Raw genomic sequence first — 14711 nt, 5'->3', positions numbered from 1 at the left:
GCGCGCAGGCCCGACGCCGCCCAAAACAAAACCACCCCTCTTTCCCCACAGACTCAAGCTATATTGTTCAACAATTTATAAAAATCAGCCAGCAATCAAAGGCTATATTTACTACAAAAATATTATTATTGTTGATAACCCTGATAGGCGGCAGGCCGTGGATGCTCTATCTTTATCGTCAGCCATCGCCCGGGCCGGTCTGCGGCCGCGCGGCAATGCTCCATCCCCGATCCCTCTCCAGGAGTGTCCCTCATGAAGCGTCGCACTTTCTTCGCCACCGCCCTGGTCGCCGGCCTGGGCTTCACCGTCCAGGCTCAGGCCGCCACGCAGTGGGACCTGGCCTCGGCCTACCCGGCCTTCAATTTCCATTCGCAGAATCTGACCCAGTTCGCCAAGGACGTGGGCGCCGCCACCCAGGGCGACCTGAAGATCACCGTCCATTCCGGTGCATCCCTGTTCAAGATGCCGGAAATCAAGCGAGCCGTGCAGGGCAACCAGGCCCAGGCGGGCGAATTCTTCATGGTCAGCTTTCAGAACGAATGGCAGCCCTTCGGTCTGGACGGCCTGCCCTTCCTGGCCGGCAACTACGACGAGGCCTGGAAACTCTACCAGGCCCAGAAACCTGCCTTGCAAAAGAAGCTGGACCAGCAGGGCATGGTGCTGCTGTATGCCGTGGCCTGGCCTCCGCAAAGCATCTACAGCAACAAGCCCATCAACTCCGGCGCCGACCTGAAGGGCATGAAATGGCGCGTCTACAGCCCCACCACCGCCCGCATCGGCGAACTGGTCGGTGCCCAGCCCGTCACCATCCAGGAAGCCGAACTGTCCCAGGCGCTGGCCACCGGCGTCATCGAAGGGCTGATCACGTCCAGCGCCACCGGCGCGGACAACAAGCTCTACGAAAACATGAAGTACTTCACCAACGTCCAGGCCTGGATCCCGAAGAACGCCGTAGTCGCCAATAAAAAGGCCGTCGAGGCCCTGTCCCCGGCCTCGCGCGACGCACTGCTGAAGGCCGCAGCCGCCGCCGAAAAACGCGGCTGGGACGAATCCCGCAAGGTCGACGCCGACTCCATCGCCAAACTGAAGGCCGGCGGCATGGAAATCGTCGAACCTTCCGCCCAACTGAAGGCCGACCTGACCAAGGTCGGCGACACGGTCATCCAGGAATGGACGGCCAAGGCGGGCGACGAAGGCAAACAGATCCTGGACGCCTACCGCGCCAGCCGCTGATCCGACCTACGGGCGGCCCATGGGCCGCCCTGCCGCGCGCCGGGCGGCGTGCGGCTCTGAACCAGAAACCGCCAGGAACCCGCCATGCGCCGATTTCTCGATGGACTCTATACCGCCAGCGCCTGGCTGGCCGGTCTGGGCATGATCGGCGTCCTGCTGATGGTGACGCTGATGATCCTGGGCCGCCTGCTGGGCTTCCCGGTCGGCGGCTACGACGCCTATGCCGGCTACGCCATGGCGGGCGCGGGCTTCCTGGCCCTGGCCAGTACCCTGAAGCACGGCGAACACATCCGCGTCACCCTGATCCTGGGCATGCTGCATGGCAACAAACGGCGCGGGCTGGAGCTGGCCGCTCTGCTGATCGCCGTCATGCTGTCGGGCTTCCTGGCGCTGTATTCCGCACGCCTGGTCTGGCAATCCTGGGAATTCCAGGACATCTCCACCGGCATCGACGCCACACCCATGTGGATTCCGCAGATCTCCATGGCCTTGGGCACGCTGATCTTCTTCATCGCCTTCCTGGACGAGTTCTGCCTGGAACTGCTGGGCAAACGTCCCGCCCCCTCCGAGGAGCTCCATCATGAATGAGATCTCGGCCAGTCTCGTCCTGATCGTAGTCCTGTTCGCACTGCTGGGCGGTGGTGTCTGGGTCGGCCTGACCCTGGCCGGCGTCGCCTGGTTCGGCATGGAATTCTTCTCCAGCCGTGCGGCGGGCGACGCCATGGCCATGACCATCTGGGGCAGCTCCAGCAGTTGGACCCTGACCGCCCTGCCCCTGTTCATCTGGATGGGCGAAATCCTCTACCGCACCAACCTATCGGAAAACCTGTTCCGCGGCCTGGCGCCCTGGGTCAACCGCCTGCCCGGCCGCCTGCTGCACACCAACGTGCTGGGCTGCACGATCTTCGCCTCGGTCTGCGGGTCCTCGGCCGCCACCTGCGTCACGGTGGGCCGCATGAACCTGCCGGAATTGCGGCGGCGCGGCTACCCCGATGCACAGATCATCGGCTCGCTGGGCGGTCCGGCCACGCTGGGACTGCTGATCCCGCCGTCCATCATCCTGATCGTCTATGGCGTGGCGGCGGAAACCTCGATCGCCAAGCTGTTCATCGCCGGAGTCGTCCCCGGGCTGCTGCTGGCGCTGCTGTTCAGCGGCTGGATCGTCGGCTGGGCGCTGCTGCATCCGGACCGCGTGCCGGCCTCGGCGGGCGGTCTGTCGTTTGCGCAAAAACTGCGCGAGTCGCGCCAGTTGATCCCCGTCGTCCTGTTGATCCTGGGCGTGATCGCCAGCATCTACACCGGCGTGGCCACGGCCACCGAATCGGCCGCCATCGGCGTCCTCGGCGCCTTCCTGCTGTCGGCCTGGCAAAAAACCCTGAACTGGAAATCGTTCCGCGATTCCCTGCTGGGGGCCACGCGCCTGTACTGCATGATCGCCCTGATCCTGGCAGGGGCCGCCTTCATGACCCTGTCCATGGGCTACATCGGCCTGCCGCGCCAACTGGCGGAATTCGTCGGCAGCCTGAACCTGTCGCCCGGCATGCTGATCGTCGTGCTCGCCCTGTTCTACATCGTGCTGGGCTGCTTTCTGGACGGCATCTCCACCATCGTCCTCACCATGGGCGTGGTGCTGCCCATCATCCAGGCGGCCGGCATCGACCCGATCTGGTTCGGCATCTTCCTGGTCATCACCGTGGAAACCGCCCAGATCACACCGCCGGTGGGTTTCAATCTGTTCGTGCTGCAAAGCATGACCGGCAAGGAAATCACCTATCTGGCCCGGGTCTGCGGGCCCTACTTCGGCCTGATGACGCTGCTGCTGATCACGCTGTGGTACTTCCCGGCGCTGGCCACCTGGCTGCCCGGACACATGTAGCGTGCGCGGGCATCTGCGGGTTCGGGCGGTCGCGGCGCCCGCCTTTTCAAAGGCTCGCTTGTTCTCCTGACGCATTCGCGTTTATCGTAGGCTGGGCAACGGCCCCATCCGGCCCAGAACAAGGAAAGCCATGACCGCCACCCTGCTGATCGACCGCCGCACACACGACCTGGGCGGGGGCTTCATCGTCGGCCGCGTGCTGCCCTACCGCAAGCGCCGCATGGTGGGCCCCTTCATCTTCTTCGACCACATGGGCCCGCTGGACGTGGCGCGCGGCGCCCCGCGCGAACTGGACGTCCGGCCGCATCCGCACATCGGCCTGTCCACCGTCACCTACCTGTACAGCGGCACCATCACCCACCGCGACAGCCTCGGGTCGAACCAGGAAATCCGCCCCGGCGAGGTCAACTGGATGACCGCCGGCAGCGGCATCACCCACAGCGAACGGCTGGAATACGCCCGCGCCCACGGTGCCACCATGCATGGCATCCAGGCCTGGGTCGCGTTGCCGCGCGAGCACGAGGAAACGGCACCCGCCTTCCACCATCATCACGGCGCAGGCGAACTGCCTGAATTCAACGAGGACGGCGTCTCCGGCCGCCTGATCGCCGGCGCCACCGAAGGCGCCACAGCCCGCGTCCAGACGCACTCCCCCCTGTTCTACCTGCACTGGGAGATGGCCGACGGCGCGCGCCGCACCCTGGGTACGGAATACTCGGAACGCGCCGTCTACGTGGCCCGGGGCGCCGTCGAGCTGGACGGACATCCGCTGGCCAAAGGACAGATGCTGGTCCTGGAACCGGGCCGCGCCGCGCAGATCCAGGCCCGCGGGCCCGCCACCGTCATGCTGCTGGGCGGCGAGCCGATCGGCGAACGATTCATCTACTGGAATTTCGTGTCCTCATCCAAGGACAGGCTCGAACAGGCCCGCGAGGACTGGCGCGCCCAGCGCATGATCCTGCCGGTCGGTGACGACCAGGAATTCATCCCGCTGCCCGAGGGCGCGGGCTGAAGGCCCGCCCGCATCACCCGACACCGCCCGCCGCACGCGGGCGAACCATCACTCAACGACAAGGAAACACACGATGTCGCTCAAGCTTCACGTCATCATCTGCAGCACCCGCCCGGGCCGTGTCGGCCCCGCTGTCGCACGCTGGTTCCACGAATTCGCGCGCAATCATGGCCAGTTCGACGCCGAACTGGTCGACCTGGCCGATTTCAAGCTGCCCCTCTACGACGAGCCGGTGCACCCGCGCATGCAGCAGTACGAGCACGAGCACACCAAGCGCTGGAGCGCCAGCGTGGCCAGCGCCGACGCCTACATCTTCGTCACCCCCGAATACAACTACAGCGCGCCGCCCTCCCTGGTGAATGCGCTGGACTATCTGTACAAGGAATGGAACTACAAGCCCTGCGGCTTCGTCAGCTACGGCGGCGTCTCGGGGGGGCTGCGCTCGGCCCAGTCGGCCAAGCCGCAGATCACCACCCTGAAGATGATGCCCATGACCGAAGGGGTCGCCATCCCCATGGTGCCCAAGCACATCCAGGACAACGGCGAATTTGCCTCCAACGAGATGATCGACTCGTCCGCCGTCACGCTGCTGGACGAACTGCGGCGCTGGGCGATGGCGCTGAAGACGATGCGCGCCTGATCCGCCGCTTCCAGCGTATTAAGTTGGAAACAGTTTCCACTTTAGTCTACACTCCGGAAATTCACCACAAAAAGGAGTGTAGACATGAAGAAACTCGCCATCTCGGCCGTGCTCTCCGTATTCGCTCTGGGCGCCACCGGCGCCCAGGCCGCTGCGGAATTCCCCAACAAGCCGGTGACGATCGTGGTCCCCTACAACCCGGGGGGAGCATCCGACGTGACTGCCCGCGTCATCGCCCAGGGCATGGAACAAAAGCTGGGCGTACCCGTCGTCGTCACCAATAAAGCGGGCGGCTCGGGCGGCGTCGGACTCGAATACGTCCGCTCCAGCAAACCGGATGGCTACACGCTGTCTTACATGCCCGTCGAAAGCACCATGATCAAGGCCCTCGGGTTCACCGACATTCAGCCGTCCGACTTCACCTATCTGGGCCGCGTCATGACGCTGCCCGCAGCCCTGACCGTCCAGGCCGACGCGCCCTGGAAAACCATCCAGGAATTTCTCGACTACGCGGCCAAGAACCCCGGGAAGATCTCCGTCGGAAGCTCGGGCACGGGCTCCATCTGGCACGTCGCCTCGGCCAGCCTGGCGGAAAAAACCGGCGTCAAATTGAACAACGTGCCCTTCGACGGAGCCGCGCCGGCCATCGCCGCCTTGCTGGGCGGACACATCAAGGCCGTGGCGGTCAGCGCGTCCGAAGTCCTGCCCAGCGTGAAATCCGGCAAACTGCGCGTGCTCGCCTTGATGTCGGATGTCCGCTCGCCGCGACTGCCCGACGTGCCGACCCTGAAGGAACAGAACATCGACGTGGAAGTCGTGGGCTGGGGCGGCTTCGGCGTCCCTGCGGGCACGCCGCCCGAAATCGTCGCCGCGCTTGAAGCCGCCATCAAGTCCAGCTTTGACACCGAGGCGTTCAAGAACTTCACCACGGAACGCTCGATGGAGTACAGCTATCTCGACTCCAAGGCCAGCAATGCCTATGCCCAGTCGCAGTTCGAGTACTTCTCGAAGCTGATCCCCTCCCTCGGCATCAAATAAGCGCGACGCCCCCGGGCGCCTGCGCACGACAGCGCGAGCGCCCCACCCCCACCCAGGCTTCAGGGAACCACGACCATGCACGGCAAGGCAGACACGATCACAGGCATCATTTTCATTCTGATAGGACTGGTTTTCCTGTCCATGGCATGGCCGTTTCCCGCCGGAACCGACGACGGCGTGCCAGGGCCGGGCTATTTTCCCATCCTGCTCGGCGCGCTGCTGATCCTGCTGTCCCTCATCATGATCGTCACCGGCATCGTCAAAAAAACCAGCTACCACTTTTTTGACGACCTCTTCAAGGCCAATGCCGGCACGCTTCTGCTGACCATCGCCACCATCACCGCCTACCTGGCCCTGTGGAATTCGATTCCCTTCATCCTGAACACCAGCGCCTTCCTGTTCATCCTGGGCCTGATTTTCCGCAGAACATTCGTGACGAACCTGGTCTTCTCCATCACGACCACAGCCATTCTGTATGCGCTGTTCGGCCGCGTTTTCCACGTCATGTTCTAGGCGCCTCTCATGGAAATGATCAACGGTTTCTTGAGCGTCTTCGAGCCGCTCACTTTCATCTACCTGCTGATCGGCGTGCTGGCCGGCTCCGTGCTCGGCGTACTGCCAGGGCTGACCGCGACCATGGGCGTGGCCGTCCTCACGCCGCTCACCTTCTGGCTTCCGCCCAGTCAGGGGTTTGCCATGCTGATCGGTGTCTATAACTCCGCCCTCTGGGCGGGAGGCATCACGGCGATCCTGATCAACACGCCCGGAACCCCCGCCTCCATCGCGTCCACCTTCGATGGCTACGCCATGACCAAACGGGGAGAAGCCGGGATCGCGCTGGGCATCAACACCATCTACTCCGTCATCGGCGGACTGTTCAGCACGCTGGTCCTGGCCGTTTTCTCCTTTCCTCTTTCCAATTTCGCCCTGGGCTTCGGCCCCTCCGAATACTTCGCCGTCTCCATCTGGGGGATCACCATGATGGCCGCCGTCTCGAACGGCTCGGTCATCAAAGGACTGATCCTGGGTGTCGCGGGCCTGCTGGTCTCGACCATCGGCATCGATCCCATGCTGGGATTCAAGCGCTTCACGTTCGGCAACACCAATCTGCTCGACGGAATCTCGTTCGTGCCCGTCCTGATCGGCATGTTCGGCCTGAGCGAAATCCTCTATCAAATCTCGACCTACAGAAAGGAAGAGCAGCGCAGCAGCGAAGTGCTGAGCCGGATCAGGATCGGCAGCGTCTTCATGAAATGGACGCGCTATGCAGCAACCATTCCCAGCACCATCATGAGCAGCGTCGTCTCCGTCATCGTAGGCGCCATCCCGGGCGCGGGGGGAGACATTGCCAGCATCATCTGCTGGGGCCAGGCAAAGAAGATGTCCAAAAAGAGCGAAGAGTTCGGCAAGGGCTCCGTCGAAGGCCTGGCCTCCTCGTGCACCGCCAACAACGGCGTCATCGGCGGCGCGCTCACCACCATGTTGACTCTCGGCATCCCCGGAGACGCGGTGACCGCCGTTCTGATCGGTTCCCTGATGGTGTACGGCATTCAGCCAGGCCCGGCCATGTTCGTCGAAAACCAGCCGCTCGTGATGACCATCATCGCGCTGATGGTCATGGCCAATCTGATCATCCTGGTATTCGGTCTGGCCACCAGCAAGATCTCCACGAAGATTCTGCTGGTGAACCAGAAAACCATCTGGGTGACCGTCATCATCCTGTGCGTCGTCGGCAGCTTTGCGCTCAACAATTCCTTTTATGACGTCGTCTTCATGGTCATCGGCGGTTTGCTGGGGTTCCTGTTCCGTAAACTGGACTTTCCGGCCGGTCCGTTCATTCTCGGGCTGCTGCTGGGGAAATTGGTCGAATCGAATCTCCGGCGTGGCCTGTCTCTCACCCAGGGCAGCTACATCGATTTCTTCAATCGCCCTATCACCCTGACCATCTTCGGGCTGATCATCCTGTCTTTGGTATGGTCGTTCAAAAAGAAAAAGATCACCGCAACCGGCACGCCATAAGGGGAAATCCAGCATGTCCAATACAAGCACCTCCTCGGCCGAGAGATGTCTGGCCGTGCTCGAACTTCTGGTCGAGCACGATAGGGGCCAGGAGGTCAGCGCCATCGCGCGGCGGCTTTCGATCCCTCTGAGTGCGACACATCGCCTGCTGCAGGCGCTGATCAATGCCGGTTATGCCAGACAGGACGCTCTCAGCGGGCTTTATCGCCCCACCCTCAAGGTCGGCGCCCTGGGCCTGCGCCTGCTGGGCGACATGCAGATGACCGATGTGGCGCAACCCCTGCTGGAGGATCTGGCCAGACAGACGGGTGAACTGGTGCGCCTGGCCGTGGTCGAAGACGAGGAAATGATCTGGGTCTCGAAGGCGCAAGGCGCCACCAGCGGCATACGCTGCGATTCCATCAGCGGGCAGCACGTGCCCCTGCACACGACCGCCATGGGCAAGGCCTGGCTGGCCAGCATGCCCGAACAGCACGCCATCGACCTGGTGACGGCCCGGGGCTTCCAGAGCAAATTGCTGGGTCCCAATGCAATCACCACCGAAGCCCGGCTCCGGGACGAGATTCGCCTGACCCGTGAACGGGGATACGGCCTGAACGAACAGGAGTCGGAGCTTGGCCTGTCGGGCATCGCCATGCTCATCAGCGGACGCAGCGATCCGTCCACGGTCGTCGGCGCAGTCTCCATCGCGGGACCGATGTTCCGGCTGGACCGCGAACGCCTGCTTTCCTTCGTGGAGCCCTTGCGTTTCGTGGTCCGGCAACTCCAACAAGTCTGGCCGGACTAGGGCCCGATCCGGGACCTCTCTCGCCTCGTACTTCCCACATCGAAGGAACAACACCATGACCTCCAGCAAGTACAAGCGTTCAATGCGCGAAATCCTGGCCCGCACGCCTGTCATGCCCATCCTGACCATCCACGATGCCGCCATCGCGGGCGATCTGGCGCGCGCACTCGTCGAGGGCGGCATTCCCGTCTTCGAGGTCGTGCTGCGCACGCCGGCTACCCTGGATGCCGTCCGGGCGATGATCGAGGCCGCGCCCGAAGCGGATGTCGGGATCGGCACGCTGCTGACGCCCGAGGACGTTCAGCGCGCGGTCGACGCGGGCGCGGCGTTCGGCGTATCGCCGGGCCTGACGCCCGCGCTCGCCAAAGCCGTGCGCTCGGCCGGACTGCCCTTTCTTCCGGGAGTCGCATCGGCCAGCGAAATCATGTGCGCCATGGAGTCCGGATTTCTCGAACTCAAATATTTCCCCGCGCACGGACGGGGCGGCGTCACCTGGATCAATTCCATGTCGGGCGTCTTCCCCCAAGTCACGTTTTGCCCCACGGGCGGCATCACGCCGGACCACATCCCGGAATACCTGGCCCTGCCCAACTGCGGCACCGTAGGCGGGTCCTGGGTGACGCCCGCTCAATCGATCAAGACGGGCGACTGGCGTGCCATCACTGACCTGGCCCGCCGGGCGGCCGGCATGACGGGAGCCTGAGGCATGTCCGAAACCATCGCGATGGGCAACACGCCGCGCAAGCACATGATCGCCGTGGGCGCGATCTGCAACACGACCATTTTCCGCGTGGACCACGTGCCGCAGTTGCCCGCCAAGACGTTGGCGACCGACATGCGTCTCCTGATCGACGGCATGGCGGCCTCCGCCGCCTGCGCTTTCGTGAAGCTCGGTGGCAGCGCGGAGATCTGGGCACGGGTCGGCGACGACGCTCACGGCCAGGAGATGCGCCGCGCCCTGTCGGTGGATGGCCTGGACACGCGCCGTCTGCGGACGGTCCCCGGCACCCAGTCCTCTCAGTCCGTCGTCATCGTCGATCACAAGGGCGACCGACTGGTCACCGCCTTCCATGACTCCGAAACGGATCGATCCACCGACTGGATGCCCCTGGACGAGCTCGCCCACGCGGGCCTGGTGCACTGCGACGTGCGCTGGGTCGAAGGCGCCGAGGCGGCCCTGAAGGCCGCCCGCGCGCTGAACATCCCCAGCATGGTGGACGGAGACGTGGCCCCTCTGGACACGCTGAAACGCCTGGTGCCCCTGGCCCGCTACGCCATATTCTCGGACGCCGGGCTGCTTTCCTATGCCGGATGCGAAGACGTCGAACAGGCGCTGATGCAGGTCGGCGCCACACATGACGGCCACGTGGGCGCAAGCTGCGGCCCCCTGGGCTACCTGTGGTACGAGAACGGCGCGATCCGCCACGTCCCGGCGCCGGTGGTCGAGGTCATCGACACGCTTGCTGCGGGCGACATCTTCCACGGGGCTTTCGCCCTGGGGCTGCTGGAAGGCAAAAGCATCGAGGAATGCGCGCGTTTCGCCTGCATTGCGGCCTCCCTCAAATGCACCCGCTTCGGCGGCCGGCTGGCATGCCCGACACGCGCCGAAGTCGATTCGATGCTGGCAGAGGCCTGATTTTTCGCGGCGGCGGCCCAAGCCGCCGCAGACCGGCCCAGGAAACCAGCGCGTTCGACGGCACGACCGTGCAATACCCTGTGTCCGGATTGGAGCATCTTGCACATAAAATGCACACCGTATATATTTATACTATGTGCATTTTATAGCACCCACAGACAGGCCGGCCGATCTCCCCAGGAGCATCCGACACGACCGGACAAGGAGCTCCATGATGTCGATCACGCCCTTCCTGACCCTGCTCAAAGAGGGAAAGCTGCAAACGGCCATCCGGGCGAATGCGCTGTACAAGCCGTTCTATACGCTCAGCTATCTGGCGGCCCTGAAACATTGCGGGGTAATGGATCAACTGGCGTCCGGCCCGACGCCCTTCAGGGATCTCGCCTCGATCTACGCCGGCAACGCCAAGACCCGGGAAGCCCTGGAAAGCTGGCTGCACATGGGCTGCAGCTTGAAACTGCTGGCCCTGACAGAGCAGGGTTACGCGCTGGCGGGATTGGCCAAAAAACTGTCGCAGCCGGAGAACGACGCGACCTTGGCCCTATTGCAAGAGGTCAGCAGTCTGCACCACCGCCTCATCATGGACACGCCGGAAAAAATCCGCAAAGGTGATCTGTGGCAACTGGACGATCAGGACGGCGCACTGACCGCACGATCGTCTCGCGCTCTGGAACCCTTTGTCCTGGAGGCCATCAAGCGCACCCTGCCCCGCTCACAGCCGTGCAAGCTGCTTGAAATCGGTTGCGGCTCCGGGATCTATATCCGGCACGCGGCGGCGCACAACCCGCGCCTGACTGCGGTCGGCCTGGAACTACAAGAAGACGTCGCGCAGGTGGCCCGAGAGAACCTGAAAGCCTGGAACCTGTCCGATCACGTTCACATTGAAACCGGGGACATCCGCACCGTGCCGGTCGTCCCCGATTTCGACGTGGTCACGCTGCATAACAACATCTACTATTTCGCCCTGGAAGAAAGGGTTCGAATCCTGTCCAGGATTCGAACCTTCCTGAAGCCGGAAGGCACACTATTGCTCACCACCTGCTGCCAGGGCGGGAATCTCGGAATCGAGGCACTCAATCTCTGGGGCGCCTCCAATGCCCATGGCGGCAGGCTGCCTGAAAAGGCGGAGATGATCGATCACTTACGCCAGGCGGGATACCACGACGTCGATTCCATGCGACTGATTCCGGGCGATCGCCTCTACGCCTTCAGCGCCCGCCCATGAAATGAAAGGACCGGCACCATGAAACCCTCCCCTGACGAACCAGGACGGCGTGAACGCAAGCGCAAACAGACGCTGGAACATCTCGCCCGCACCGCCGCAACGTTGTTCGAGTCCCTGAGCTACGAATCCGTGACGATGGAACGGATTGCCGAGGAGGCCGACGTGGCCAAGCGGACGCTGTACAACCACTTCCCGACCAAAGAGGCCGTCCTGGCCTACTGGATCGACGCCGAGTTGAAACGCGATCTGGCAGGCCTGCTGGACCGCATCGCCCAATGCAACACGTTCCGGACTCGGATCGAATGTGTACTGCACGCATCGGCCGACTGGTGCGAACAACACCCCCAGCATCTGATGGCCTACCTGCGGCACCGGCTGCTCAGCGTCGGTGCGACCGGCGCCCAGGATACGCGCTCGGACAGCAGCGACATCGCACTCGCATGGCAGCAACTGATCGCGGCCGGCCAGCAGAGCGGCGAGCTCAGCTCAGCGTCTCCGGCCGAGCAGCTTGCCACCTGGTTTCACCATCTGTACCTGGGGGCCTTGCTGCGGTGGTTGAATACGCCGGGGTTGTCGCTCGAGGGGGAGTTCCGGTCGATCACCACGCTGTTTATCGAGGGCGCGGCTGCAAAAGAGTGATGCAAGTCTGCCAGTCTGTCATGCCCACCGCCAAGAATTCACATTCCTAAGCATGTGATCCAAGCCTCTCCGACAACCACCTCATCCCTGAATAGAACGGGAGCGGCGCTAGCGCGAGAGCCAGCCCTAAAGGATAAGGCAGGCCCAAGAGCGCATAGCCAAAGGGGGCAAGCAAGATATTCAAGAAATAAATAGCCATGCCGGAGAAGTTGCTCATCAGCGAGTTGATCCATGAATAGATCAAAAAGCCGATCCCCACAAAAGCCAACGGTGTCGTGATACTCATCCAGAAAGGCAGACCCGTGGCCCAGGTCAAGGCCGGCCCAAGCCCGAAAGCGCCGGCAAGAATATTGACCAGACTCAAAATAGATGCGCCAAAGAGAGCGACTTCAGGAAGGTATTTCAGCATCTTGCAGAGAGATCAGGCGCCGGGAAATTCGCCCAGGATGAGGCGGCAAGCCGGCGCATTATAAAGGGATTTCTCTCCGTCTCATTGGCGGATGCCACTGATCCTCCACACCATTTCCTGGGTCAGAAGCAGTTGAAACACAGATCGTGCTGGACCAGTCAGAACCACTCTGGACACTACAGACGACAAAAAGCCCGTAAGACATTGATCCTTATGGGTTTTTTGGACTTCTCCGGACATTCCCGGACTATTCGGTGGGTCGGCGAGACTCGAATGGTCAATGACCATGCTGGTTTCAGAAGTATGGCATCCTGGAAATACCCAAACAGATACCTAAAACGCGAGGCTTGGCTTTTTCCCCGGCCAAAAAGGTCGCGCGCACGCGCCCTGCTGCCGAAAGGTACGTTATAACAGGCTGGCTTCGTAGGAAAGCCTTTTCCTATGCGGACACTACCCCGTGCTCTACCCCCCGCCCTACCGGAGACCCCATGAACGATGAACAGCAGCTGGTGATCTTTGAAGGTGACGCCGGGCAGGTGGAAGTGCGGCTGGAAGGGGAAACCATCTGGTTGACCCAACGACAGATGTCCGATCTATTCGACACGACGCCTGAAAACGTGTTGATGCACTTGAAAAACATTTACGCAGCCGGCGAATTGACCGAATCGGCAACTGCTAAGGATTTCTTAGCAGTTCGAACCGAAGGCCGCCGTCAGGTACAGCGCAACCTCAAGCACTACAACCTCGACGCCATCATCTCCGTGGGCTACCGCGTGAATTCAAGCCGCGCCACGCATTTCCGCCAGTGGGCCACCCGCACCCTGCGCGAGCACCTGACGCAAGGCTACACCCTGAATCGCCAACGCTTCGAGCAAAATGCAGCCGAACTGGAAGCCGCCCTGACGCTGGTAAAGAAGGCCGCAGCCGGTGATGCCTTGACCACCGACCAGGGGCGCGGTCTGGTGGACGTGATTGCTCGATATACCCACACATTCCTATGGCTGCAACGCTACGATGAAGGTCTGCTGACCAAACCATCTGGCAGCCCTGGCGGCACGCTACCCTCGCCTGTCGAGGCCCGTTCCGGCATTGCACGACTGAAGGCCGATCTCATGAGCCGCAGCGAGGCCACGGCCTTGTTCGGCAACGAACGCGAAGACAACTTCGCCGCCACCCTGGGCAATCTGGACCAAACCGTGTTCGGCGAGCCCGCCTACCCCACGGTGGAATCCAAAGCGGCCCACCTGCTGTACTTCATCATCAAGAACCATCCGTTTTCAGATGGCAACAAGCGCATCGGCTCCTATCTGTTCGTCGATTTTCTGGCCCGCAACGGCCGCCTGCGACGTGATGGCGAACCAGTCATCAATGATGTCGGTCTTGCTGCCCTGGCTTTGTTAGTTGCTGAGTCCGACCCGAAGGCCAAGGATGTGATGATTCGCCTGATCGAGAACATGCTGGCGCCCAGCCAGAGCTGAACACTCATGCTCCGAAGAGGGTAAAGTATGATCAAGTATGAATCCCAACCGAGGTACAGCACAATGTCTACCATTGAACGCCTGACCGTGACGATGCCTGCCGAAATGGCAGCCACGCTCAAAAGCGCCGTCGATGCGGGCGAATACGCATCCACCAGCGAAGTCATCCGGGAAGCTCTGCGCGATTGGTCTTTCAAACGCCAGCTGATGCTGGACGAATTGGCAGCGCTCAAACAGGACATCGACAAGGGGCTTGCAGATGTCGCAGCCGGCCGCGTCCGCGAATTCAATGCACAGCATATCGCTGAGCGGGGGAGAAAACTATTAGCCGCACGCTCTTCCTGACCGACAGTGCAGAAGCGGATCTGGCGGTGGATTCCACTAACCCACCAACCGAGCACACAACATCCTGACTACTTCGCAGGAAATGCCAATGAACGAACCCCTCTCCGAGGTCATCCGTATCCGGGTGACCCCGTCGCATGCTGCGCGCCTGGGCGAGGCGGCAGCCCTGTCCGGGCTGTCCCTGTCCAGATGACAAACGATAGGCGACATCTCGCGGTTTGGCCTTACGGGCTGCCAGGTCAGACAGTTGTTTGGCGATTTTGGGCATGTCGGGTCTTTAATTGGGCCATCCTTGGGTATGTGAGTTTTAACATACCCAAACAGACACCCAAAAACATGGGATTGTCTGACCCGCTCTGATTCAACCAGACATG

The 14711-nt window shown here is 62.2% G+C and carries 16 protein-coding genes; 15 read left to right on the top strand and 1 reads right to left on the bottom strand.

Translation table 11 applies throughout. From position 1 onward, the window contains the following. Window positions 1–252: 252 nt before the first annotated feature. From WA983_RS13765 to WA983_RS13705, 13 genes are all read left to right on the top strand, one after another. Window positions 253–1233, top strand: a complete 981-nt coding sequence (locus WA983_RS13765; protein WP_424312196.1) for a TRAP transporter substrate-binding protein — start codon at window positions 253–255, stop codon at window positions 1231–1233. Between the two features lie 84 nt (window positions 1234–1317). Further along, window positions 1318–1821 carry a TRAP transporter small permease gene (locus WA983_RS13760; protein ID WP_424249907.1) on the top strand — a complete coding sequence of 168 codons (504 nt, stop codon included), beginning with the start codon at window positions 1318–1320 and terminating at the stop codon, window positions 1819–1821. Beyond that, complete coding sequence (locus WA983_RS13755; protein ID WP_424249908.1) at window positions 1814–3109, top strand: TRAP transporter large permease; 1296 nt, start codon at window positions 1814–1816, stop codon at window positions 3107–3109. Before WA983_RS13760 ends, WA983_RS13755 begins: the two co-directional genes overlap by 8 nt. Before the next feature lie 130 nt (window positions 3110–3239). Continuing rightward, window positions 3240–4121 carry a pirin family protein gene (locus WA983_RS13750; protein ID WP_424312195.1) on the top strand — a complete coding sequence of 294 codons (882 nt, stop codon included), beginning with the start codon at window positions 3240–3242 and terminating at the stop codon, window positions 4119–4121. Window positions 4122–4194: 73 nt separating this feature from the next. Next, complete coding sequence (locus WA983_RS13745) at window positions 4195–4761, top strand: NADPH-dependent FMN reductase (protein ID WP_424249912.1); 567 nt, start codon at window positions 4195–4197, stop codon at window positions 4759–4761. 84 nt (window positions 4762–4845) lie between these two features. Next, entirely contained in the window at window positions 4846–5799 is a 954-nt protein-coding gene (locus WA983_RS13740; RefSeq protein WP_424249914.1) for a Bug family tripartite tricarboxylate transporter substrate binding protein, read from the top strand. Between the two features lie 75 nt (window positions 5800–5874). Further along, entirely contained in the window at window positions 5875–6312 is a 438-nt protein-coding gene (locus WA983_RS13735; protein WP_424312194.1) for a tripartite tricarboxylate transporter TctB family protein, read from the top strand. A gap of 9 nt (window positions 6313–6321) precedes the next feature. Continuing rightward, window positions 6322–7818 (top strand): tripartite tricarboxylate transporter permease, encoded by a 1497-nt coding sequence (locus WA983_RS13730; RefSeq protein ID WP_424312193.1) that lies wholly within the window; start codon window positions 6322–6324, stop codon window positions 7816–7818. Between the two features lie 13 nt (window positions 7819–7831). After that, window positions 7832–8605 carry an IclR family transcriptional regulator gene (locus WA983_RS13725; protein WP_424249920.1) on the top strand — a complete coding sequence of 258 codons (774 nt, stop codon included), beginning with the start codon at window positions 7832–7834 and terminating at the stop codon, window positions 8603–8605. A gap of 55 nt (window positions 8606–8660) precedes the next feature. After that, entirely contained in the window at window positions 8661–9308 is a 648-nt protein-coding gene (eda, locus tag WA983_RS13720; RefSeq protein WP_424249922.1) for a bifunctional 4-hydroxy-2-oxoglutarate aldolase/2-dehydro-3-deoxy-phosphogluconate aldolase, read from the top strand. Window positions 9309–9311: 3 nt separating this feature from the next. Next, window positions 9312–10241 (top strand): PfkB family carbohydrate kinase, encoded by a 930-nt coding sequence (locus WA983_RS13715; RefSeq protein WP_424312192.1) that lies wholly within the window; start codon window positions 9312–9314, stop codon window positions 10239–10241. A gap of 211 nt (window positions 10242–10452) precedes the next feature. Continuing rightward, complete coding sequence (locus WA983_RS13710) at window positions 10453–11466, top strand: class I SAM-dependent methyltransferase (RefSeq protein WP_424312191.1); 1014 nt, start codon at window positions 10453–10455, stop codon at window positions 11464–11466. A gap of 18 nt (window positions 11467–11484) precedes the next feature. Then, entirely contained in the window at window positions 11485–12105 is a 621-nt protein-coding gene (locus WA983_RS13705) for a TetR/AcrR family transcriptional regulator (protein WP_424249928.1), read from the top strand. Window positions 12106–12151: 46 nt separating this feature from the next. Here WA983_RS13705 and WA983_RS13700 read toward each other — a convergent pair whose 3' ends face one another. Next, complete coding sequence (locus WA983_RS13700) at window positions 12152–12514, bottom strand: hypothetical protein (RefSeq protein ID WP_424312190.1); 363 nt, start codon at window positions 12512–12514, stop codon at window positions 12152–12154. Window positions 12515–13002: 488 nt separating this feature from the next. Here WA983_RS13700 and rhuM point away from each other — a divergent pair, with 488 nt between their 5' ends. After that, on the top strand, window positions 13003–13992 hold the full coding sequence (gene rhuM, locus WA983_RS13695) for a RhuM family protein (protein ID WP_424312189.1): 990 nt from the start codon (window positions 13003–13005) through the stop codon (window positions 13990–13992). 63 nt (window positions 13993–14055) lie between these two features. Further along, window positions 14056–14337, top strand: a complete 282-nt coding sequence (locus WA983_RS13690; RefSeq protein WP_066453463.1) for a ribbon-helix-helix domain-containing protein — start codon at window positions 14056–14058, stop codon at window positions 14335–14337. Window positions 14338–14711: the final 374 nt, after the last annotated feature.

The sequence above is a fragment of the Castellaniella sp. genome (assembly GCF_049650445.1).
Classification (GTDB): domain Bacteria; phylum Pseudomonadota; class Gammaproteobacteria; order Burkholderiales; family Burkholderiaceae_B; genus Castellaniella.
This window is presented reverse-complemented; position numbering and strand designations above follow the sequence as displayed.

Bases quoted from the DNA above. Each gene is read 5' to 3' on its own strand.
- WA983_RS13755 (WP_424249908.1), top strand. From the start codon at position 1,814: ATGAATGAGATCTCGGCCAGTCTCGTCCTGATCGTAGTCCTGTTCGCA.
- WA983_RS13750 (WP_424312195.1), top strand. From the start codon at position 3,240: ATGACCGCCACCCTGCTGATCGACCGCCGCACACACGACCTGGGCGGG.
- WA983_RS13760 (WP_424249907.1), top strand. From the start codon at position 1,318: ATGCGCCGATTTCTCGATGGACTCTATACCGCCAGCGCCTGGCTGGCC.
- WA983_RS13705 (WP_424249928.1), top strand. From the start codon at position 11,485: ATGAAACCCTCCCCTGACGAACCAGGACGGCGTGAACGCAAGCGCAAA.
- WA983_RS13730 (WP_424312193.1), top strand. From the start codon at position 6,322: ATGGAAATGATCAACGGTTTCTTGAGCGTCTTCGAGCCGCTCACTTTC.
- WA983_RS13765 (WP_424312196.1), top strand. From the start codon at position 253: ATGAAGCGTCGCACTTTCTTCGCCACCGCCCTGGTCGCCGGCCTGGGC.
- rhuM (WP_424312189.1), top strand. From the start codon at position 13,003: ATGAACGATGAACAGCAGCTGGTGATCTTTGAAGGTGACGCCGGGCAG.
- WA983_RS13725 (WP_424249920.1), top strand. From the start codon at position 7,832: ATGTCCAATACAAGCACCTCCTCGGCCGAGAGATGTCTGGCCGTGCTC.
- WA983_RS13700 (WP_424312190.1), bottom strand. From the start codon at position 12,514: ATGCTGAAATACCTTCCTGAAGTCGCTCTCTTTGGCGCATCTATTTTG.
- WA983_RS13710 (WP_424312191.1), top strand. From the start codon at position 10,453: ATGATGTCGATCACGCCCTTCCTGACCCTGCTCAAAGAGGGAAAGCTG.
- WA983_RS13745 (WP_424249912.1), top strand. From the start codon at position 4,195: ATGTCGCTCAAGCTTCACGTCATCATCTGCAGCACCCGCCCGGGCCGT.
- WA983_RS13735 (WP_424312194.1), top strand. From the start codon at position 5,875: ATGCACGGCAAGGCAGACACGATCACAGGCATCATTTTCATTCTGATA.
- WA983_RS13690 (WP_066453463.1), top strand. From the start codon at position 14,056: ATGTCTACCATTGAACGCCTGACCGTGACGATGCCTGCCGAAATGGCA.
- WA983_RS13740 (WP_424249914.1), top strand. From the start codon at position 4,846: ATGAAGAAACTCGCCATCTCGGCCGTGCTCTCCGTATTCGCTCTGGGC.
- eda (WP_424249922.1), top strand. From the start codon at position 8,661: ATGACCTCCAGCAAGTACAAGCGTTCAATGCGCGAAATCCTGGCCCGC.
- WA983_RS13715 (WP_424312192.1), top strand. From the start codon at position 9,312: ATGTCCGAAACCATCGCGATGGGCAACACGCCGCGCAAGCACATGATC.